Annotated in this window: 22 protein-coding genes; 20 read left to right on the top strand and 2 right to left on the bottom strand. The window is 66.0% G+C overall.

Features of this window, described 5'->3' with window-relative positions; translation table 11 throughout:
• Window position 1: 1 nt before the first annotated feature.
• Window positions 2-811: a 3-methyl-2-oxobutanoate hydroxymethyltransferase gene (gene panB / locus EOJ32_RS13270; RefSeq protein ID WP_127898885.1), complete on the top strand. Its 810-nt coding sequence runs from the start codon at window positions 2-4 to the stop codon at window positions 809-811.
• Window positions 812-819: 8 nt separating this feature from the next.
• Here panB and EOJ32_RS13265 read toward each other — a convergent pair whose 3' ends face one another.
• Together EOJ32_RS13265 and EOJ32_RS13260 are read right to left on the bottom strand one after the other, a co-directional pair.
• Entirely contained in the window at window positions 820-1,962 is a 1,143-nt protein-coding gene (locus EOJ32_RS13265) for an MFS transporter (protein WP_127898884.1), read from the bottom strand.
• The gene (locus EOJ32_RS13260) at window positions 1,962-2,966 is read right to left on the bottom strand and encodes a D-glycerate dehydrogenase (RefSeq protein WP_127898883.1); all 1,005 of its coding nucleotides are present in this window, start codon (window positions 2,964-2,966) and stop codon (window positions 1,962-1,964) included. Before EOJ32_RS13260 ends, EOJ32_RS13265 begins: the two co-directional genes overlap by 1 nt.
• A 233-nt stretch (window positions 2,967-3,199) precedes the next feature.
• Between EOJ32_RS13260 and EOJ32_RS13255 the strand changes: the two genes are divergently transcribed.
• The 19 genes from EOJ32_RS13255 (at window position 3,200) to EOJ32_RS13165 (ending at window position 19,463) form a co-directional block, all read left to right on the top strand.
• A complete protein-coding gene (locus tag EOJ32_RS13255) occupies window positions 3,200-3,670 on the top strand; it encodes an SH3 domain-containing protein (RefSeq protein WP_240542551.1) in 471 nt (156 codons plus the stop codon).
• 190 nt (window positions 3,671-3,860) lie between these two features.
• Entirely contained in the window at window positions 3,861-4,178 is a 318-nt protein-coding gene (ndhC, locus tag EOJ32_RS13250) for an NADH-quinone oxidoreductase subunit A (RefSeq protein ID WP_206692694.1), read from the top strand.
• Window positions 4,178-4,702 carry an NADH-quinone oxidoreductase subunit B family protein gene (locus tag EOJ32_RS13245; protein ID WP_176695081.1) on the top strand — a complete coding sequence of 175 codons (525 nt, stop codon included), beginning with the start codon at window positions 4,178-4,180 and terminating at the stop codon, window positions 4,700-4,702. Before ndhC ends, EOJ32_RS13245 begins: the two co-directional genes overlap by 1 nt.
• A gap of 2 nt (window positions 4,703-4,704) precedes the next feature.
• Window positions 4,705-5,325 carry an NADH-quinone oxidoreductase subunit C gene (locus tag EOJ32_RS13240; protein WP_045998808.1) on the top strand — a complete coding sequence of 207 codons (621 nt, stop codon included), beginning with the start codon at window positions 4,705-4,707 and terminating at the stop codon, window positions 5,323-5,325.
• Entirely contained in the window at window positions 5,322-6,563 is a 1,242-nt protein-coding gene (locus tag EOJ32_RS13235) for an NADH-quinone oxidoreductase subunit D (RefSeq protein ID WP_045998809.1), read from the top strand. Before EOJ32_RS13240 ends, EOJ32_RS13235 begins: the two co-directional genes overlap by 4 nt.
• Window positions 6,563-7,456, top strand: a complete 894-nt coding sequence (gene nuoE / locus EOJ32_RS13230) for an NADH-quinone oxidoreductase subunit NuoE (protein ID WP_127898881.1) — start codon at window positions 6,563-6,565, stop codon at window positions 7,454-7,456. Before EOJ32_RS13235 ends, nuoE begins: the two co-directional genes overlap by 1 nt.
• A 35-nt stretch (window positions 7,457-7,491) precedes the next feature.
• On the top strand, window positions 7,492-8,052 hold the full coding sequence (locus EOJ32_RS13225; RefSeq protein WP_127898880.1) for a hypothetical protein: 561 nt from the start codon (window positions 7,492-7,494) through the stop codon (window positions 8,050-8,052).
• Window positions 8,052-8,261, top strand: a complete 210-nt coding sequence (locus EOJ32_RS13220) for a DUF5337 domain-containing protein (RefSeq protein ID WP_045998811.1) — start codon at window positions 8,052-8,054, stop codon at window positions 8,259-8,261. Before EOJ32_RS13225 ends, EOJ32_RS13220 begins: the two co-directional genes overlap by 1 nt.
• A gap of 24 nt (window positions 8,262-8,285) precedes the next feature.
• The gene (gene nuoF / locus EOJ32_RS13215) at window positions 8,286-9,581 is read left to right on the top strand and encodes an NADH-quinone oxidoreductase subunit NuoF (protein ID WP_127898879.1); all 1,296 of its coding nucleotides are present in this window, start codon (window positions 8,286-8,288) and stop codon (window positions 9,579-9,581) included.
• Between the two features lie 101 nt (window positions 9,582-9,682).
• Window positions 9,683-10,084, top strand: coding sequence for a DUF5333 domain-containing protein (locus EOJ32_RS13210; protein ID WP_127898878.1), 402 nt, complete (start codon window positions 9,683-9,685; stop codon window positions 10,082-10,084).
• A 10-nt stretch (window positions 10,085-10,094) separates the two neighbouring features.
• Window positions 10,095-12,107 (top strand): NADH-quinone oxidoreductase subunit NuoG, encoded by a 2,013-nt coding sequence (nuoG, locus tag EOJ32_RS13205; RefSeq protein ID WP_127898877.1) that lies wholly within the window; start codon window positions 10,095-10,097, stop codon window positions 12,105-12,107.
• A 35-nt stretch (window positions 12,108-12,142) separates the two neighbouring features.
• The gene (locus tag EOJ32_RS13200) at window positions 12,143-12,859 is read left to right on the top strand and encodes a hypothetical protein (protein WP_240542436.1); all 717 of its coding nucleotides are present in this window, start codon (window positions 12,143-12,145) and stop codon (window positions 12,857-12,859) included.
• An 18-nt stretch (window positions 12,860-12,877) separates the two neighbouring features.
• Window positions 12,878-13,909: an NADH-quinone oxidoreductase subunit NuoH gene (nuoH, locus tag EOJ32_RS13195; RefSeq protein WP_045998816.1), complete on the top strand. Its 1,032-nt coding sequence runs from the start codon at window positions 12,878-12,880 to the stop codon at window positions 13,907-13,909.
• 3 nt (window positions 13,910-13,912) lie between these two features.
• Complete coding sequence (nuoI, locus tag EOJ32_RS13190; protein ID WP_045998817.1) at window positions 13,913-14,404, top strand: NADH-quinone oxidoreductase subunit NuoI; 492 nt, start codon at window positions 13,913-13,915, stop codon at window positions 14,402-14,404.
• Entirely contained in the window at window positions 14,401-14,814 is a 414-nt protein-coding gene (locus EOJ32_RS13185; protein WP_045998818.1) for a carboxymuconolactone decarboxylase family protein, read from the top strand. Before nuoI ends, EOJ32_RS13185 begins: the two co-directional genes overlap by 4 nt.
• On the top strand, window positions 14,811-15,413 hold the full coding sequence (locus tag EOJ32_RS13180; protein ID WP_127898876.1) for an NADH-quinone oxidoreductase subunit J: 603 nt from the start codon (window positions 14,811-14,813) through the stop codon (window positions 15,411-15,413). The genes EOJ32_RS13185 and EOJ32_RS13180 overlap by 4 nt, the downstream gene beginning before the upstream one ends.
• 58 nt (window positions 15,414-15,471) lie before the next feature.
• Window positions 15,472-15,777: an NADH-quinone oxidoreductase subunit NuoK gene (nuoK, locus tag EOJ32_RS13175; RefSeq protein ID WP_042248542.1), complete on the top strand. Its 306-nt coding sequence runs from the start codon at window positions 15,472-15,474 to the stop codon at window positions 15,775-15,777.
• A gap of 4 nt (window positions 15,778-15,781) precedes the next feature.
• Window positions 15,782-17,908, top strand: coding sequence for an NADH-quinone oxidoreductase subunit L (gene nuoL, locus EOJ32_RS13170; protein ID WP_127898875.1), 2,127 nt, complete (start codon window positions 15,782-15,784; stop codon window positions 17,906-17,908).
• Between the two features lies 1 nt (window position 17,909).
• Window positions 17,910-19,463, top strand: coding sequence for an NADH-quinone oxidoreductase subunit M (locus EOJ32_RS13165; protein ID WP_127898874.1), 1,554 nt, complete (start codon window positions 17,910-17,912; stop codon window positions 19,461-19,463).
• Window positions 19,464-19,470 lie beyond the last annotated feature (7 nt).

Raw genomic sequence — 19,470 nt, 5'->3', positions numbered from 1 at the left:
CATGTCCGCGCAAGCCCCCGTCCGCCGCGTCACCGCGCCCCAGATCGCCGACCGCAAGGGTGCGGCCCCCATCGTCGCGCTGACCGCCTATACCGCGCCGATGGCGGCAATGGTCGATGCCCATGCCGATGTGATCCTGGTGGGCGACAGCCTGGGCATGGTGGTCCACGGCCTGCCCTCGACCATCGGGGTCACGCTGGAGATGATGATCCTGCACGGCCAGGCCGTCATGCGCGGGTCCGACCGCGCCATGGTCGTCATCGACATGCCCTTCGGAAGTTATGAGGAATCGCCGGAACAGGCGTTCCGCAACGCCGCCCGCGTGATGGCCCAGACCAGCGCCGGCGCCGTCAAGCTGGAGGGGGGCGCCCGCATGGCCCCCACCATCCGCTTTCTGGTCGACCGCGGCATCCCGGTCATGGCCCATGTCGGCCTCACGCCGCAGGCCACGAACACGATGGGCGGCTTCAAGACGCAGGGCCGCGATCCGGCCACCTGGCCCGCCTTCGTCGCGGATGCCCGCGCGGTCGCCGATGCGGGCGCGTTCAGCGTCGTGGTCGAGGGGGTGATGGAGGCCTTGGCCGATCAGATCACCGATGCCATCGCCGTGCCGACCATCGGCATCGGCGCCAGCGCGCGCTGCGACGGGCAGATCCTGGTGCTGGACGACATGCTGGGCCTGTCGGGTCGCGTGCCGCGCTTTGTCCGCCGTTTCGGGGAACTGGGCAACGAGGCCGACCAGGCCATCGCCGCCTATGCGGCCGCGGTCCGTGACCGCAGCTTTCCGGCCGCGGCCGAACTGTACCGCTAAGGCGGCGCTCAGTCGTCGCGCGGTTCGAAATCGGCGGTGGCGGCCAGGCGGGACAGCAGCAGCGGGATCAGCAGCAGGGCGGCAAGCCCCAGATAGATGGTGCCAAGGCTGAGGTGTTCCGCCAGGAAACCGATGCTGCCCGGCGCCAGCAGGATGCCGGAATAGCCCATCATCGTGACCACCGACAGGCCCATGCCCGCGGCCAGTCCCGGCACGTTCCCGGCCGCGGAAAAGGCGATGGGCACCATGTTCGCGATGCCGATGCCCGCCAGCGCGAATCCCGCGATCGCCGGGGCGGGGCTGCTCGACAGCCCGGCAAGGACCAGGCCCGCCATCGCCACGGCCGAACTGGCGCGCAGGGTGGTGACCGCGCCAAAGCGCCGGCGCAGCCCGTCGCCCGCAAAGCGCATCGCCGCCATCGTGCCCGCGCAGGCGGCAAAGCCCAGGCCCGCGACCGACAGCGACGCGCCCATCTCGCGCTGCAGATAGACGGCGGCCCAATCCAGGATCGCGCCTTCGGGAATCATCGCGGCCAGGGCCATCAGCCCGATCAGCCAGGGCAGGGGGCTGCGCGGCAAGCGCAGCGGCGCCTTGGGCGAGCCAGCCTCGGGGGCGTCCTCCAGCAGGCGGGACAGCGCCAACAGCAGCACCAGCGCAAAGACCGCGGTGATGACGACGGCATGGGCCAGCTCCCCGAATCGCTGGATCAGCCAGCCGCCCGCGGCGGCGCCGGCAAAGGCGCCCAGGCTCCAGAAGCCGTGGCAGGACGACATGATCGCCCGGCCGCGCGCGCGTTCCACCGCGACCGCGTTGGCGTTCATCGCCACGTCCATGCCGCCGACCATGCCGCCGAACAGCACCACGGTCGCCGCCACCATCCAATAGGTCGGCGCCAGAGAGATCCAGATCATCGACGGCGCGGCCAGCCACGCGGCCAGCCGCACGGCGCTGGCCGATCCGGCCCGTGCGACCATCGCCCCGAACAGCGGCATCACGCAGATCGAGCCCAGGCCCAGCCCCAGCACGATCACCCCGGCGCTGGCCTCGGTGATGCCAAGCCTTTCCATCAGGACGGGAATTTTCGGCGCCCAGCTGCCCACCAGCAGGCCGTTCACGAAAAACAGGGCCGACACGGCCCAACGCATCGTCATCACAGCATCGACGGCACGACCAGGTCGGGCGGGCGGTGCCCGTCGGCAAAGGTCTTGATGTTGATGATCACCTTCTCGCCCATCTCGGCGCGGCCCTCGACGGTCGCGCTGCCCATATGCGGCAGCAGGACGACGTTGGGCAGTTCGCGCAGGCGGGGGTTGATCTCGTGGCCATGCTCGAAGACGTCCAGGCCCGCGCCCGCAATCTCTCCGGCGCGCAGCATGCGGGTCACGGCGTTCTCGTCGATGACCTCGCCGCGCGAGGTGTTCACGATCACGGCGGTCGGCTTCATCAGCTTCAGCCGACGCGCGTTCAGCAGGTGGAAGGTCGAGGGCGTGTGCGGCGCGTTCACGCTGACGATGTCCATGCGCGCCAGCATCTGGTCCAGGCTCTCCCACCAGGTCGCGCCCAGGGCCTCCTCGATCTCGGGGCGCAGGCGGCGGCGGTTGTGATAGTGGACCTGCATGCCGAATGCGGCGGCGCGGCGCGCGACGGCCTGGCCGATGCGGCCCATGCCCAGGATGCCAAGACGCCGCCCGCCGACGCGCCCGCCCAGATGGGCGGTGGGCGACCAGCCCTGCCAGCGTCCGGCCTGCATCTCGGCCAGGCCTTCGGGAATCTTGCGGGTCACGGCCAGGATCAGCGCCAGCGTCATGTCGGCGGTGTCCTCGGTCACGACGCCGGGGGTATTGCTGACCAAGACGCCGCGCTGGCGGGCGGACATCACGTCGATATGGTCGATGCCCGCGCCGAAATTCGCGATCAGCTTCAGCCGCTCGCCCGCGCGCGCCAGCATTGCGGCGGTGATCTGGTCGGTCACGGTCGGCACCAGGACGTCCGCGTCCTGCATCAGCGATACCAGTTGATCGGACGACATCTTGCGGTCGTCGTCGCGCAAGGCCACGTCGAACAGTTCGGACATGCGGGTCTCGACCGCCTCAGGCAGGCGGCGCGTCACGGCGACGCGCAGTCTGCTGCGGGGGGCTGCGGGGGTGGCGGGCATGGTCACCTCACTGTGTCAGAGCCTTGATCGGTCGCCTGCAGGCACGCCCTTCCCATCGGCGGACGCTTTTGGCAAACTGCCCGCGTTGAGGGGCAGGCACAAGACCCCAGAAGGGGCGTCCGCGCCCCGCACAGGACAGGAACGGACAACGCATGACGGCACGGCCAGGCAGGACGGGCGCAAGGGTGGCACTTGCGCTTGTGGCGATGATGGGGGCTGCCGCCCCGCAGGCGATGGCCCAAAGCGAACCGCGACAAAGCCAGGGTGCGACCGAACAGCGGGGTCCGGTGACCAACCTGCCGCTGCCCCGCTATGTCAGCCTGAAGGGCAACGAAGGCAACGCCCGTCGCGGGCCCAGCCTGTCGCACCGCATCGACTGGGTGTTCCGCCATGCGGGGATGCCGCTGCGGGTGGTGGCCGAATTCGGTCATTGGCGCCGGGTCGAGGACAAGGACGGGGCAGGGGGCTGGATCCACTATGCGCTGCTGTCGGGGGTCCGCACCGCACTGGTCACCCAGGACATGCTGGAACTGCGCGCCCGACCGCATCGCGATTCCGACATCGTGGCGCGGGCCGAGGCCGGGGCCATCCTGCGGCTGAACGAATGCGAACCCGAATGGTGCCGAGTGTCGGGCGGCGGCCAGCGGGGCTGGGTGCCCAAGACGGCGATCTGGGGCGTGGACGCGGGCGAAATCCGCGACTGATCCGCGCCGCATTGCAACAATTCGCCGCGCTTTCGATCCCCTGCGCCCGTTGACCCCGGACGGTCACGGGTCTAAACCGCACTCAGCCAACCCGTCGCGGGGTCAGCCGTGATCCCCGCGACCGACAAGGGGATCGTCACCCGTGCAAAACATTACGCAGGACTATCTGCCCATCCTCGTCTTCGCGGCGATGGCCTCGGCGCTTGCGCTGATCTTGCTGCTGTCCGCGTTCGTCATCGCCGTGCGCAATCCCGACCCCGAAAAGGTCAGTGCCTATGAATCGGGCTTCAACCCGTTCGACGACGCGCGGATGAAGTTCGACGTGCGATTCTATCTGGTGTCGATCCTGTTCATCATCTTCGACCTCGAGGTCGCGTTCCTGTTCCCCTGGGCGGTCAGCTTCCAGGCGATCAGCGAGACCGCGTTCTGGTCGATGATGGCGTTCCTGGGCGTGCTGACCGTGGGCTTTGCCTACGAGTGGAAGAAAGGAGCCTTGGAATGGGCGTGATGGCAGGGGCGAATACCGCCGGACCCGATCGTGAATACGCGACCAAGGCCCTGAACGCGGAGCTGCAGGACAAGGGTTTCCTGCTGACCACGACCGAGGACATCATCAACTGGGCGCGCAACGGCTCGCTGCACTGGATGACGTTCGGCCTGGCCTGCTGCGCGGTCGAGATGATGCAGACCTCGATGCCGCGGTATGACCTGGAACGCTTCGGGACCGCGCCGCGCGCCTCCCCGCGCCAATCGGACCTGATGATCGTGGCGGGCACGCTGACCAACAAGATGGCCCCGGCGCTGCGCAAGGTCTATGACCAGATGCCGGAGCCGCGCTATGTCATCAGCATGGGCAGCTGCGCCAATGGCGGCGGCTATTACCATTACAGCTATTCCGTGGTGCGCGGATGCGACCGGATCGTGCCCGTGGACATCTATGTCCCCGGCTGCCCGCCGACCGCCGAGGCGCTGCTTTACGGCATCCTGCAACTTCAGCGCCGCATCCGGCGCACCGGCACGCTGGTGAGGTGATCATGGCGACCTATACCGATCCCGACGCGCTGGACCAGCTGGCCGAGCACATCAAGCTGCGCCGCCCGAACGAGGTCATCGGCACCGACGTGGCCTTTGGCGAACTGACCGTGACGGCCACGGCCAGCGGCATCCTGGATCTGCTGGATTTCCTGCGCAGCGACAGCAGCTGCCGGTTCTCCACGCTGGTCGACATCACCGCCGTCGATTACCCGTCGCGCCAGCAGCGGTTCGACGTCGTCTGGCACTTCCTGTCGATGTACCAGAACCACCGCATCCGCGTGAAGGTCGCCATCCGCGAGGATGAGATGCTGCCGACGCTGACCGCGATCTATCCCGCCGCAAACTGGTTCGAGCGCGAGATCTTCGACATGTTCGGGATCCTGTTCACCGGTCATCCGGACCTGCGCCGCATCCTGACCGACTATGGCTTTTCCGGCCATCCGCTGCGCAAGGACTTTCCGACCACCGGTTATGTCGAGGTTCGATATGACGACGCCGAAAAGCGCGTGATCTATGAACCCGTGTCGCTGGTGCAGGAATACCGGCAGTTCGATTTCCTGTCGCCTTGGGAAGGCGTGCAATACGCCCTGCCCGGCGACGAAAAGGGGGCCGCGAAATGATGGACGGCGACATCCGCGCGAACAGCTATGACGACGGCAGCCACGACCTGGTGACGGGCGAACAGCGCATTCGCAACTTCAACATCAACTTCGGTCCGCAACACCCTGCCGCGCACGGCGTTCTGCGCATGGTGCTGGAGCTGGACGGCGAGGTCGTGGAACGCGCCGACCCGCATATCGGCCTGCTGCACCGCGGCACCGAGAAGCTTATGGAGAGCCGGACCTATCTTCAGAACCTGCCGTATTTCGACCGGCTGGATTACGTGTCGCCGATGAACCAGGAACACGCCTGGTGCCTGGCGATCGAACGTCTGACCGGCACGGTCGTGCCGCGCCGCGCCAGCCTGATCCGGGTCCTGTTCTGCGAGGTGGGGCGTATCCTGAACCACCTTCTGGGCCTGACGACCGGCGCGCTGGACGTCGGCGCCCTGACCCCGCCGCTGTGGGGCTTCGAGGCGCGCGAGGATCTGATGATCTTCTATGAGCGCGCATCGGGCGCGCGTCTGCATGCGGCCTATTTCCGGCCGGGCGGCGTCCATCAGGACCTGACCCCCGACCTGCTGGACGACATGGAGGCGTGGTGCGAACGTTTCCCCAAGGTTCTGGACGATCTGGACACGCTGCTGACCGAAAACCGCATCTTCAAGCAGCGGCTGGTCGACATCGGCATCGTGTCCGAACAGGATGCGTTGGATTGGGGTTTCTCGGGCGTGATGGTGCGCGGATCGGGCATGGCCTGGGACCTGCGTCGCAGCCAGCCCTATGAATGCTATGACGAATTCGACTTCAAGATCCCGGTCGGGACGAACGGCGACTGCTATGACCGTTTCCTGTGCCGGATGCAGGAAATGCGTGAATCGACGCTGATCATGAAGCAGGCGATCGCCAAGCTGCGGGCCGAAGGGCCGGGCGAGGTTCTGGCCCGCGGCAAGCTGACCCCGCCCAAGCGGGGCGACATGAAGCGGGACATGGAAAGCCTGATCCATCACTTCAAGCTGTACACCGAGGGCTTCCGCGTTCCCGCCGGAGAGGTCTATGCCGCCGTCGAGGCCCCCAAGGGCGAGTTCGGCGTCTATCTGGTCAGCGACGGCACCAACCGTCCCTATCGTGCGAAACTTCGTGCGCCGGGGTTCCTGCACCTTCAATCCATGGACTGGATGTCCAAGGGCCATCTGCTGGCCGACGTCCCGGCCCTGATCGCCACCCAGGATATCGTTTTCGGAGAGGTTGACCGCTGATGCTGCGCCGCCTGCACCCCGTCCAGCCGGACATTTTCGAATTCACGCCTGCGAACCTGGAATGGGCACAGGCACAGATCACCAAATACCCCGAGGGTCGTCAGCAATCGGCGATTATTCCTGTCCTGTGGCGTGCCCAGGAACAGGAAGGCTGGCTGTCGCGTCCTGCCATCGAATATTGTGCCGAACTGTTGGGCATGGCCTATATCCGGGCGCTGGAAGTGGCGACGTTCTACTTCATGTTCCAGCTGCAACCCGTTGGGACTGTTGCGAACATCCAGATCTGCGGCACCACGACCTGCATGATCTGCGGGGCCGAGGACCTGGTCGCGGTCTGCAAGCGCAAGATCGCGCCCACGCCGCATACCCTGTCGGCGGACGGCAAGTTCAGCTGGGAGGAGGTCGAGTGCCTTGGCGCCTGCGCCAACGCCCCGATGGCCCAGATCGGCAAGGACTACTATGAGGATCTGACGCCCGAGAGCCTCGAGGCGCTGATCGACCGCATGTCGGCCGGAGAGGTTCCGGTGCCCGGATCGCAGACCGGCCGCTTTGCGTCCGAACCCGTCAGCGGGCTGACCAGCTTGGCCGATCTGAAGGGGCAGGAGGGTCACAACGCCAGCGTGCAACTGGCCTCTGACCTGGGCGAGACGCTGAAGCGGATCGACGGGACCGAGGTTCCGATCCTGACGAAATGGCGCCGCAAGCCCGATGCCGCGGCGGACGACCAGACCGGCGTGGACACCGCGCCGGAACGCGAACCGCGCCCGTCGGACGGGGCACCGGTCGATTCGACCGGCGTGACCGAGCAGGAGGCGCAGGCCAGTTCGGCCGCGCGCCCGGTTTCGGCGCGCGAACCGGCCGATGTGCGCAAGGATGACAAGGACCGCGACTGACCGCAGCCCGACGACCCGCAGAAAGGACGCCAGCCATGACACCCGCCAGCAGAACCACCGGAGCCGTCACGGCGCTGCTGGTCTTTCTGGGCATCGGCCTGTTCGGGCAGATGGGCTGGCTGGCGGCCTTGTTGCTGGCGCTGATCGCGGGTGGCCTGCTGGCCCTGATGGTGGCTTGGCTTGGCGATCCCCGCGGGGTCGGAATGGACGCGCCGGATTGGGACGCGATGCCGCTGCCGTGTCAGCCTGTCGCGGCCGCGCCCGTCCGGCAGGCACCGGCGCCTGCGGCTGCGCCCGAGATTGCGCCGTCGGGGGATGCCATTCCGCCAGCCGCCCCGCGCGAGACGCCGGACGCCGCGCGCAGCATCTATGCCGGCGGGCCGGACGACCTGCGTGCCATAAAGGGCATCGGGCCGAAGGTCCAGCAGGCGCTGGAGCAGGCGGGCGTGACGCGGTTCGCGCAGATCGCCGCCTGGGACGATGCCGACGTGGATCGCATGGCGGCCGGGATCGGCCGCGCCGCGTCGCGTATCCGTAATGACGACTGGGTGGGGCAGGCGCGCGCGCTGGCCGCACGCAGGCAGGAGGCGGGGTGATGGCGGACCCCGCGCAGGACGCCCGCCAGATGCGGCTGGTCGCGATCGTGATCGCGACGACCATGCTGATCTGGCTCGCCATCCAGGCGATCGGGCAGCACTATGACTGGGCGGCGCGGTGGGCCTTTCTGGCCGACCTTGCCGCCATCGGCGCTTTTGTCTGGTCGCTGATCGTGACCTGGCGTATCTGGCGGCGCAGGAATGCGTGACGCCGGGAATAAAGGACGTATCGGATGCTGAAAGACCAGGATCGCATTTTCACCAACCTGTATGGCATGGGCGACCGCAGCCTGGCGGGCGCGCAGAAGCGTGGCCATTGGGACGGGACCGGCGACATCATCGGCCGCGGGCGCGACAAGATCATCGAGCAGGTCAAGGCTTCGGGGCTGCGTGGACGCGGCGGCGCAGGCTTTCCGACCGGTCTGAAATGGTCCTTCATGCCCAAGGAATCGGACGGCCGGCCCAGCTATCTGGTGATCAACGCCGACGAATCCGAGCCTGCGACCTGCAAGGACCGCGAGATCATGCGCCATGATCCGCACACCCTGATCGAGGGTGCGCTGATCGCAAGCTTCGCGATGAACGCGCATGTCTGCTACATCTACCTGCGCGGCGAATACATCCGCGAAAAGGAGGCCCTGCAGGCCGCCATCGACGAATGCTATGACGCGGGGCTTCTGGGCGCGAATGCGGCCGCGTCGGGATGGGATTTCGACCTTTACCTGCATCACGGTGCCGGTGCCTATATCTGCGGCGAGGAAACCGCGCTGCTGGAAAGCCTGGAGGGCAAGAAGGGCATGCCGCGCATGAAGCCGCCCTTCCCGGCGGGCGCGGGTCTCTATGGCTGCCCGACCACGGTGAACAACGTCGAATCCATCGCCGTCGTGCCGACGATCCTGCGCCGCGGGGCGGAGTGGTTCGCGGGCTTTGGCCGTCCGAACAACGCGGGCGTCAAGCTGTTCGGCCTGACCGGACACCTGAACGCGCCATGCGTGGTCGAGGAGGCCATGTCGATCAGCATGAAGGAGCTGATCGAGAAGCATGGCGGCGGCGTGCGCGGCGGCTGGAAGAACCTCAAGGCGGTGATTCCCGGCGGTGCCTCCTGCCCGGTCCTGACGGCCGAGCAGTGCGAGAACGCCATCATGGATTACGACGGCATGCGCGAGCTGAAATCCAGCTTTGGCACCGGCTGCATGATCGTGATGGATCAGTCGACCGACATCATCAAGGCGATCTGGCGCCTGTCCGCCTTCTTCAAGCACGAGAGCTGCGGTCAGTGCACGCCCTGCCGCGAGGGCACCGGCTGGATGATGCGCGTCATGGCGCGCCTGGTGTCCGGCGAGGCCGAGGTCGAGGAGATCGACATGCTGCTTGACGTGACCAAGCAGGTCGAAGGCCATACCATCTGTGCCTTGGGCGACGCGGCGGCATGGCCGATCCAGGGCCTGATCCGCAATTTCCGCGGAGAGATCGAGGATCGCCTGATCGCCAAGAAGACCGGGCGCACGGGCGCGCTGGCCGCGGAATGAGCATGACGGCGGCATATCACGATCCCCGCACGGGGTCGTGTCGGGCAATGCGCCCGGCCGGCGATTACGTGGAGGCACGTGATCACCGAGAGGATGCCGTGATGAAACGACCCATGCTTGCCGCCATCGCCCTGGCGTTCCTGGCCCTTCCTGCCGCCGCGCAGGTGCCGCTGAGCCAGGAGACCTACATCAACGACCGGCTGGTCCAAGCCCGTGTGGCCGACATGCTGCGCCGGGGATGCCCCGACATCAGCGCGCGGATGATCCGTGCCTTCAGCGAGGCGCGCGCGCTGAAACGCTATGCCCTGGATCAGGGCTATTCCGAGACCGAGATCGAGACCTTTCTGGACAGCCGCGAGGATCGCCGACGCATCTATGCCGAGGCAGACCGCTATATGGTCCAGAACGGTGTCGTGAACGGACAGCCGGAAACCTTTTGCCGCCTCGGGCGGGACGAAATCGCACGGCAGACGGTCGCAGGATCGCTGCTGAGTGCCAGATAAGGAAGTCATCATGGCCGAATTGCGGACAATCAAGATCGACGGCATCGAGATCCAGGTCGATCCGAACCTGACCTTGATCCAGGCCTGCGAGCAGGCCGGGATCGAGATCCCGCGTTTCTGCTATCACGAGCGGCTGTCCATCGCGGGCAACTGCCGGATGTGCCTGGTCGAGGTCGTGGGCGGCCCGCCCAAGCCCGCCGCCTCCTGCGCGATGCAGGTCAAGGACATGCGCCCCGGTCCCGACGGCGCCCCGTCCGAGATCCGCACCAACAGCCCGATGGTCAAGAAGGCCCGCGAAGGCGTGATGGAGTTCCTGCTGATCAACCATCCGCTGGATTGTCCGATCTGCGACCAGGGCGGCGAATGCGACCTGCAGGACCAGGCGATGGCGTACGGCGTCGATTTCAGCCGCTATCGCGAGCCCAAGCGTGCCTCCGAGGAGCTGAACCTGGGGCCGCTGGTCGAGACCCACATGACGCGCTGCATCAGCTGCACCCGCTGCGTGCGCTTCACGACCGAGGTCGCGGGCATCACCCAGATGGGCCAGACCGGCCGCGGCGAGGACAGCGAGATCACCAGCTATCTGAACCAAACGCTGGAATCGAACCTGCAGGGCAACATCATCGACCTGTGCCCGGTGGGCGCGCTGGTATCGAAGCCCTATGCCTTCACCGCCCGCCCGTGGGAACTGACCAAGACCGAGACGATCGACGTCATGGACGCGCTTGGCAGCGCGATCCGCGTGGACACCAAGGGCCGCGAAGTGATGCGCATCCTGCCGCGCAACCATGACGCGGTGAACGAGGAGTGGATCAGCGACAAGACCCGCTTCGTCTGGGACGGTCTGCGCCGCCAGCGTCTGGACACCCCCTATCTGCGCGAGAACGGCCGCCTGCGCCCGGCCACCTGGCCCGAGGCGCTGACCGCCGCCGCCCGCGCGATGCAGGGCGGCAAGGTCGCGGGTCTGGTCGGTGATCTGGCCTCGGTCGAGGCGGCCTTCAGCCTCAAGACGCTGGTCGAGGGGCTGGGCGGTTCGGTGGAATGCCGCACCGACGGCGCGCGCCTGCCGGCGGGCAACCGGTCGGGCTATGTCGGCAATGCGGTGATCGAGGATATCGACAACGCCATGTCGATCCTGCTGATCGGGACCAACCCGCGCGACGAGGCGGCCGTGCTGAACGCCCGCCTGCGCCGGGCCTGGGCGCGCGGCGCGCAGGTCACGGTCGTCGGTCCGGCGGTCGATCTGACCTTTGATTATGACCATGCGGGCACCGACCGCGCGGCGCTGTCCGCCTTGCTGGACAAGGCCGAACAGTCCGAGGACGCGGGCATTATCATCATCGGGCAGGGCGCCCTGCGCGAGGCCGACGGCGAGGCCGTGCTGGCCGCCGCCCAGGCCTTGGCCCAGACCACCGGCGCGCGCCTGCTGGTCCTGCACACCGCCGCCGGCCGCGTGGGTGCGATGGACGTGGGTGCCGTGACCGAGGGCGGGATGTCCGCCGCGATCGACGGGGCGCAGGTGATCTTCAACCTGGGCGCCGACGAGGTCGAGATCGCCGCGGGTCCGGTGGTCATCTATCAGGGCAGCCATGGCGACCGGGGCGCGCATCGCGCCGACATCATCCTGCCCGCCGCCTGCTATACCGAGGAGATGGGCCTGTTCGTGAACACCGAGGGCCGTCCCCAGCTTGCCATGCGCGCCAATTTCGCGCCGGGCGAGGCCAAGGAGAACTGGGCCATCCTGCGCGCCCTGTCGGCCGAGCTGGGCCAGACCCTGCCGTGGGACAGCCTGGCGCAGCTGCGTCGTGCGCTGGTCGAGGCCGTGCCGCATCTGGGCCAGGTCGATCAGGTCGTCGAGAGCGACTGGCAGCCCCTGCCGATGCGGGACCTGGGCCAGGCGGCCTTCGTGAACCCGATCCGTGATTTCTACCTGACGAACCCGATCGCACGCAGCTCTCCGCTGATGGGAGAGTTGTCGCGCATGGCTGCGGCGCGCCATATGCCCGCGTTGGCTGCGGAGTAACAAGGATGACCCCCACTGTTCGGACAAGCGCTTCGGTGACGGCCCTGATCGGGGCCGTCTTGGCCCTGTCGGGCTGCATGCAGACCTCGACCGGTGGGGGGGCGGAGGCGCGTCCTCCGGTGGCGGCCTCGGTGGCGGGGGGCGACAGGCTTGGCCGCGCCCGCGTGTCCAGCCAGTCGGGAGAAATCCTGATCCTGGAGGAGGACGGCAGCGTCACGACGATGGATCTGGACAGCCCCGGCGGCCGCGACGCCTTTGCGGTGACCGAGGCCGACCTGGAGGCGCTGAACCAGAACCTGGACCTGGATTTCGCAGGCCTGGTCGCGCCCAACCGCCCGCGGGAGAAGACCGCGCAGCAGAAGGCGCTGGAGGCGTTCGCCGCCCGGACCCAGCCCGCGCTGCCAGTACTGGCCGAGGGGACCGAGATCGCGCCGGAATCCTTCATCGCCGTGCAGGTGGTGCCGCTGAACCGCGGCGCGGGGGCCGATCTGGTCGAGGTGACGGCCAATCTGCAGCAGGGGGTGGACGCGGATATCGCGTTCTCGTATGCCACCTGCGCATTGGCCGGTTGGGCCCGCGACAACGGCAACCCCTATGGTCGGCATGTCCGCACGCTTCAGGCCGAACGGAACGGCAAGTTGCTGATCGGATCGGCGTTCCTGCTGTCGGACAGCAAGCCGATGGGATTGCGGGTGATGGAAACGGAAGAGACCTTGCGCGAATGCGACGCACGCGGCATTCCAACGGCGTAAGGCAAAGGGACTGGCATCATGGCTGAATTTTGGGCATCCTCCTGGGGCATCGCGCTGATCCTGCTGGCGCAGGGCCTGGCGCTGATCGTCTTCGTGATGCTGTCGCTGGTCTACATGGTCTATGGCGACCGCAAGATCTGGGCGGCGGTGCAGATGCGCCGCGGACCCAACGTGGTCGGGCCCTGGGGCGTCCTTCAGACATTCGCCGACGCGCTGAAATTCGTGGTCAAGGAAATCGTCGTGCCCGCGGGCGCGGACAAGTTCGTGTTCTTCCTGGCGCCGTTCCTGTCGATGATGCTGGCGCTGCTGGCCTTCGTGGCGATTCCCTTCGCGCCGGGCTGGGTGATGGCCGACATCAACGTTGGCATCCTGTTCATCTTCGCGGTCTCCTCGCTGGAGGTCTACGGGGTGATCATGGGGGGCTGGGCGTCCAACTCCAAGTTCCCGTTCCTGGGCTCGCTGCGGTCGGCCGCACAGATGATCAGCTATGAGGTCAGCCTGGGCCTGATCATCATCGGCGTGATCATCTCGGCAGGCTCGATGAACCTGACCGCCATCGTCGAGGCGCAGCGCGGGGCGGGACTGCTGTCCTGGTTCTGGCTGCCGCACCTGCCGATGGTCGTCCTGTTCTTCGTCTCGGCCCTGGCCGAGACGAACCGCCCGCCCTTCGACCTGCCGGAAGCGGAATCCGAACTGGTCGCGGGCTTCATGACCGAATATTCCTCGACCCCCTATCTGCTGTTCATGGCCGGCGAATACATTGCCATGTGGCTGATGTGCGCACTGATCAGCCTGCTGTTCTTCGGCGGCTGGCTGTCGCCCATCCCCGGCCTGCCGGACGGCGCGATCTGGATGTTCCTCAAGATGGTCATCTGGTTCTTCATGTTCGCGATGGTGAAGGCCATCGTGCCGCGGTACCGCTATGACCAGTTGATGCGGATCGGCTGGAAGGTGTTCCTGCCGCTGTCCCTGGGCTGGGTTGTGATCGTGGCTTTCCTTGCGAAATTCGAAGTCTTCGGGACCTTCTGGGCCCGTTGGGCAGGAGTGTAAAAGATGGCTTTCGACGTCGTCCGCGCCACCAAATACTTCCTGATGGTGGATTTCATCAAAGGGTTCGGCCTGGGCATGCGCTATTTCTTTGCGCCCAAGGCGACCATCAACTATCCCCACGAGAAGGGTCCGCTGTCGCCGCGCTTCCGCGGCGAACACGCCCTGCGCCGCTATCCCAACGGCGAGGAACGCTGCATCGCCTGCAAGCTGTGCGAAGCGATCTGTCCCGCGCAGGCGATCACCATCGATGCCGAACCCCGCGACGACGGCTCGCGCCGCACGACGCGCTATGACATCGACATGACCAAGTGCATCTATTGTGGCTTCTGCCAGGAGGCCTGCCCGGTCGATGCGATCGTCGAGGGGCCGAACTTCGAGTTCGCCACAGAGACCCGCGAGGAGCTGTTCTACAACAAGGACAAGTTGCTGGATAACGGCGCCCGTTGGGAATCCGAGATCGCGCGCAACCTGGCGATGGACGCGCCGTACAGATGACCGATCCCTTCACCAAGATGTTTCAGCAGATGCTGAGCCAGGGACAGGAGATGGCGCGGACCTTCAATCCGGCGCTGGAGCATTTCGACGTCAAGGCGTTCGAGAAGATGTTCCCGACCATGCCCGCCGACATGCTGGAGATGTGGTTCGGCAAGACCTTCAACCGCGACGGTCTGGATGCGCGCACCCGCCTGCTGGTGACCATTGCGGCCATGACCGTGCAGGGCGCGCTGGCCGAACCGCAGATGCGCATGACCATCCGCCACGCCATCGAGGCAGGCGCCACCCCGCGCGAGATCGCCGAGGTGATCTATCAGATGGGCATGTTCGGCGGCCTGCCGGCGATGCAGAAGGCGCTGGAGATCGCCCAGGGCGTCTTTACCGAATCCGAGGGGAGCCCCCAGTCATGATGACATTCGCATTCTACCTGTTCGCCATCTCTGTCTGCACGGCGGGCTTCATGGTGGTGCTGGCGCGCAACCCGGTCCATTCGGTGCTGTGGCTGATCCTGGCCTTCCTGTCGGCCGCGGGGCTGTTCGTCCTGCTGGGCGCCGAGTTCGTGGCCATGCTGCTGATCATCGTCTATGTCGGTGCGGTCGCGGTGCTGTTCCTGTTCGTGGTCATGATGCTGGACGTGGACTTCACCAAGCTGAAGGGCGAGTTCGCCCGCTATCTGCCGCTGGCCGGCCTGATCGCCATCGTCCTGCTGGCGCAGCTGGCCATCGCCTATGGCGCGTGGGAAAGCAGCGACCAGTCGGCGACCCTGCGGTCCGTGCCGATGGCGACCGAGGTTCTGAACACCAACGCGATCGGTCTGCTGCTCTATGACCGCTACATCCTGCCGTTCCAGATCTCGGGCCTGGTCCTGCTGGTCGCGATGATCGGGGCGATCACGCTGACCATGCGGCACCGCACCAACGTCAAGCGCCAGGACGTGATCGCCCAGATGCACCGCGATCCGGCCAAGGCCATGCAGCTGCGCGACGTCAAGCCGGGGCAGGGGCTGTAAGCTTCCGCCCCAGCCAACGGAATATCAACGGGTGAGAGAGCCCGGAGGGACTGAACTGATGATCGGATTGACACATTACCTGGTCGTGGGCGCGATATTGTTCGTCGCCGGGATCTTCGGCATCTTCGTGAACCGCAAGAACGTCATCGTCATCCTGATGTCGATCGAGCTGATGCTGCTGGCGGTCAACATCAACTTCGTGGCCTTCTCGGCCCATCTGGGCGATCTGGGCGGGCAGATCTTCACCATGTTCATCCTGACCGTCGCCGCGGCCGAAGCGGCCATCGGCCTGGCCATCCTGGTCGTCTTCTTCCGCAACCGCGGCACGATCGCGGTGGAAGATGTCAACGTGATGAAGGGTTAGGGTCATGGCTCAGTTCATTCTTTTCGCACCCCTGCTGGGTGCGCTGATCGCGGGCTTCGGATGGCGCCTGATCGGAGAGCGCGGCGCGCAGATCCTGACGACAGCCATCCTGTTCGCCGCCGCGGCCCTGTCCTGGGTGGTCTTCCTGACCTTGGGCGAGCCGCAGAGCATCCCCGTCATGGACTGGATCGTCTCGGGCGACTTCACCTCTGAATGGGCGATCCGCCTGGACCGCCTGACCGCGATCATGCTGATCGTGATCAATTCGGTCTCGGCGCTCGTGCACCTCTACAGCTTCGGCTACATGGCGCATGACGAGAATTTCGGCGACGACGAGCCTTACCGCGCGCGTTTCTTCGCCTATCTGTCGTTCTTCACCTTCTCGATGCTGATGCTGGTGACCTCCGACAACCTGCTGCAGATGTTCTTCGGCTGGGAAGGCGTGGGCGTCGCGTCCTATCTGCTGATCGGCTTCTACTTCAAGAAGCAGTCGGCGGGCGCCGCAGCGATGAAGGCGTTCATCGTCAACCGCGTCGGCGACTTCGGCTTTCTGCTGGGCATCTTCGGCCTGTGGTGGATGACCGGGTCGATCCAGTTCGACGAGATCTTCGCCCAGGTCCCGATGCTGGCCCAGACCGAGATGACCTTCCTGTGGCGTGACTGGAACGCGGCCAACGTGCTGGCGATCCTGCTGTTCATCGGCGCGATGGGCAAATCGGCGCAGCTGTTCCTGCACACCTGGCTGCCCGACGCGATGGAAGGCCCGACCCCTGTGTCAGCCCTGATCCACGCGGCGACCATGGTGACCGCGGGCGTGTTCCTGGTCTGCCGGATGTCGCCGCTTTACGAATTCGCGCCCGAAGCCAAGATGTTCATCGTCTATATCGGCGCGACCACCGCCTTCTTTGCGGCGACTGTCGGTCTGGTCCAGAACGACATCAAGCGCGTCATCGCCTATTCGACCTGTTCGCAGCTGGGCTACATGTTCGTGGCTGCGGGCGTCGGCGTCTATTCGGTCGCCATGTTCCACCTGTTCACGCATGCCTTCTTCAAGGCGATGCTGTTCCTGGGCGCGGGTTCGGTGATCCATGCGATGCATCACGAACAGGACATGCGGAATTATGGCGGGCTGCGGAAAAAGATTCCGCTGACCTTCTGGGCCATGATGATCGGCACGCTGGCCATCACCGGCGTCGGCATTCCGCTGACCCATATCGGCTTTGCGGGCTTCCTGTCCAAGGACGCCGTGATCGAGAGCGCCTTCGTCGGCAGCAGCTATGCCTTCTGGATGCTGGTGATTGCGGCCCTGATGACCAGCTTCTATTCCTGGCGGCTGATGTTCCTGACCTTCTATGGCAAGCCGCGGGGCGATCATCATGCGCATGACCACGCGCATGAGAGCCCGCGCGTGATGACCGCGCCGCTGGTCGTGCTGGCCTTCGGGTCGATCTTCGCGGGCATGGTCTGGTACAACAGCTTCTTCGAGGAGGAGGGCGTCACCCGCTTCTTCGGGATCGAGGCCGCCGCCACGCATCACGCCGAGGGTGCCGCCGCCGCAGGGACCGACACCGCCCTGGAGGGCAGCGTCGCCGAGGCCCCCGCGCAGGAGCCCGAGGGCGCCGCGCTGCACGCCGCCGCCGGTGCCGCCGAGAACCCGGCCGAGGTCGAGGCCTTCACCGTGACCCCCGGCGCGATCTACATGCGCCCCGACAACCACGTGATGCATGATGCGCATTACGTGCCGAAATGGGTCAAGGTGTCGCCTTTCGTCGCGATGCTGATCGGCTTGGGCCTGGCCTGGCTGATGTATATCCGCCGCCCGGAATGGCCGGCCCAGCTGGCCGCGCAGCAGCGGGGGCTCTATCAGTTCCTGTTGAACAAGTGGTATTTCGACGAGGCCTATGACGCGATCTTCGTGCGTCCGGCGCGCTGGATCGGCGCCAAGCTGTGGACGAGCGGTGACGGAGCCGTTATCGACGGCGCCATCAACGGCCTGGCTTTGGGAATCATCCCGCGCCTGACCCGGTTCGCCGGACGGGTGCAGTCGGGCTATCTCTTCCATTACGCCTTCGCGATGGTTTTGGGCATCGTGGGCTTGCTGATCTGGGTGATGATGCGGGGCGCGCAATAACATGACGAACCTTCTTTCGATCATCACCTTCCTGCCGATCGTTGCGGCGGGCATCTTGGCCCTGTTCCTGCGCGGCGACGACGCCGCCTCGCAGAAGAACGCGAAATGGCTGGCGCTGATCGCGACCAGCGCGACCTTCCTGATCTCGCTGTTCCTGCTGGCGGGTTTCGATCCCTCGAACACGGGCTTCCAGTTCGTCGAGGATCACGCCTGGATCATGGGCCTGCGCTACCGCATGGGCGTGGACGGGATCTCGATCCTGTTCATCATGCTGACCACCTTCCTGATGCCGCTGACGATCCTGTCCTGCTGGGACGTGATGCTGCGGGTCAAGGAATACATGATCGCGTTCCTTGTGCTGGAGGGGCTGATGATCGGCGTCTTCGCGGCGCTGGACCTGATCCTCTTCTACCTGTTCTTCGAGGCGGGCCTGATCCCGATGTTCCTGATCATCGGCATCTGGGGCGGCAAGAACCGCATCTATGCGTCGTTCAAGTTCTTCCTCTACACCTTCATCGGCTCGGTGCTGATGCTGGTGGCGATGATCGCGATGGCGCGCACGGCGGGCACGACCGACATCGCCGCGCTGCTGGAATTCGACTTCCCGTCGCAGACCATGGCGGTGATGGGCTTCACCATCGTGGGCGGCATGCAGACGCTGCTGTTCCTGGCCTTCTTCGCCAGCTTCGCGGTCAAGATGCCGATGTGGCCGGTCCATACTTGGCTGCCCGACGCGCACGTCCAGGCGCCGACCGCCGGTTCGGTCGTGCTGGCGGCCGTGCTGCTGAAGATGGGCGGCTACGGCTTCCTGCGCTTCAGCCTGCCGATGTTTCCGGTGGCCTCCGACCTGCTGCAGCCCTTCGTGCTGTGGCTCTCGGCGATCGCCATCGTCTATACCTCGCTGGTGGCCTTGGCGCAGTCCGACATGAAGAAGCTGATCGCCTATTCGTCGGTCGCCCACATGGGCTATGTGACCATGGGTATCTTTGCCGCCAACCAGCAGGGGCTGGACGGAGCGATCTTCCAGATGCTGTCGCACGGCTTCATCTCGGGCGCTTTGTTCCTCTGCGTGGGCGTCATCTATGACCGCATGCACACGCGCGAGATCGACGCCTATGGCGGTCTGGTGAACCGGATGCCGGTCTATGCGCTGGTCTTCATGTTCTTCACCATGGCCAACGTGGGCCTGCCCGGCACATCGGGCTTCGTGGGCGAGTTCCTGACCCTGATGGGGACGTTCCATGCCAACACCTGGGTGGCCTTCGTCGCGGCGACCGGCGTGATCCTGTCGGCGGCCTATGCGCTGTGGCTTTACCGCCGCGTCACCATGGGCGCGCTGATCAAGGAAAGCCTGCGCACGATCACCGACATGACCCCGCGCGAACGCTGGATCTTTGCGCCGCTGATCGCCATGACCCTGATCCTGGGCGTCTATCCGCGCCTGGTCACCGACATCACCGGCCCCTCGGTCCAGGCGCTGCTGGTGAATTACAACGACGCGCTGCCTGCTGATGCGGCGACGGGCGACCTGGCCTCGGCCACCGCCAGCCATTGAGGAACGC

This window comes from Paracoccus sp. Arc7-R13, from assembly GCF_004010775.1.
Taxonomy (GTDB): domain Bacteria; phylum Pseudomonadota; class Alphaproteobacteria; order Rhodobacterales; family Rhodobacteraceae; genus Paracoccus; species Paracoccus marcusii.
The sequence above is the reverse complement of the archived record's forward strand: the minus strand, read 5'-3'. Positions and strand labels throughout refer to the sequence as shown.

What these genes read in the sequence shown, in the direction of transcription:
- panB (WP_127898885.1), top strand. Translation starts at nt 2, where the DNA reads ATGTCCGCGCAAGCCCCCGTCCGCCGCGTCACCGCGCCCCAGATCGCC.
- EOJ32_RS13265 (WP_127898884.1), bottom strand. Translation starts at nt 1,962, where the DNA reads ATGACGATGCGTTGGGCCGTGTCGGCCCTGTTTTTCGTGAACGGCCTG.
- EOJ32_RS13260 (WP_127898883.1), bottom strand. Translation starts at nt 2,966, where the DNA reads ATGCCCGCCACCCCCGCAGCCCCCCGCAGCAGACTGCGCGTCGCCGTG.
- EOJ32_RS13255 (WP_240542551.1), top strand. Translation starts at nt 3,200, where the DNA reads ATGGCCCAAAGCGAACCGCGACAAAGCCAGGGTGCGACCGAACAGCGG.
- ndhC (WP_206692694.1), top strand. Translation starts at nt 3,861, where the DNA reads ATGGCCTCGGCGCTTGCGCTGATCTTGCTGCTGTCCGCGTTCGTCATC.
- EOJ32_RS13245 (WP_176695081.1), top strand. Translation starts at nt 4,178, where the DNA reads ATGGCAGGGGCGAATACCGCCGGACCCGATCGTGAATACGCGACCAAG.
- EOJ32_RS13240 (WP_045998808.1), top strand. Translation starts at nt 4,705, where the DNA reads ATGGCGACCTATACCGATCCCGACGCGCTGGACCAGCTGGCCGAGCAC.
- EOJ32_RS13235 (WP_045998809.1), top strand. Translation starts at nt 5,322, where the DNA reads ATGATGGACGGCGACATCCGCGCGAACAGCTATGACGACGGCAGCCAC.
- nuoE (WP_127898881.1), top strand. Translation starts at nt 6,563, where the DNA reads ATGCTGCGCCGCCTGCACCCCGTCCAGCCGGACATTTTCGAATTCACG.
- EOJ32_RS13225 (WP_127898880.1), top strand. Translation starts at nt 7,492, where the DNA reads ATGACACCCGCCAGCAGAACCACCGGAGCCGTCACGGCGCTGCTGGTC.
- EOJ32_RS13220 (WP_045998811.1), top strand. Translation starts at nt 8,052, where the DNA reads ATGGCGGACCCCGCGCAGGACGCCCGCCAGATGCGGCTGGTCGCGATC.
- nuoF (WP_127898879.1), top strand. Translation starts at nt 8,286, where the DNA reads ATGCTGAAAGACCAGGATCGCATTTTCACCAACCTGTATGGCATGGGC.
- EOJ32_RS13210 (WP_127898878.1), top strand. Translation starts at nt 9,683, where the DNA reads ATGAAACGACCCATGCTTGCCGCCATCGCCCTGGCGTTCCTGGCCCTT.
- nuoG (WP_127898877.1), top strand. Translation starts at nt 10,095, where the DNA reads ATGGCCGAATTGCGGACAATCAAGATCGACGGCATCGAGATCCAGGTC.
- nuoH (WP_045998816.1), top strand. Translation starts at nt 12,878, where the DNA reads ATGGCTGAATTTTGGGCATCCTCCTGGGGCATCGCGCTGATCCTGCTG.
- nuoI (WP_045998817.1), top strand. Translation starts at nt 13,913, where the DNA reads ATGGCTTTCGACGTCGTCCGCGCCACCAAATACTTCCTGATGGTGGAT.
- EOJ32_RS13185 (WP_045998818.1), top strand. Translation starts at nt 14,401, where the DNA reads ATGACCGATCCCTTCACCAAGATGTTTCAGCAGATGCTGAGCCAGGGA.
- EOJ32_RS13180 (WP_127898876.1), top strand. Translation starts at nt 14,811, where the DNA reads ATGATGACATTCGCATTCTACCTGTTCGCCATCTCTGTCTGCACGGCG.
- nuoK (WP_042248542.1), top strand. Translation starts at nt 15,472, where the DNA reads ATGATCGGATTGACACATTACCTGGTCGTGGGCGCGATATTGTTCGTC.
- nuoL (WP_127898875.1), top strand. Translation starts at nt 15,782, where the DNA reads ATGGCTCAGTTCATTCTTTTCGCACCCCTGCTGGGTGCGCTGATCGCG.
- EOJ32_RS13165 (WP_127898874.1), top strand. Translation starts at nt 17,910, where the DNA reads ATGACGAACCTTCTTTCGATCATCACCTTCCTGCCGATCGTTGCGGCG.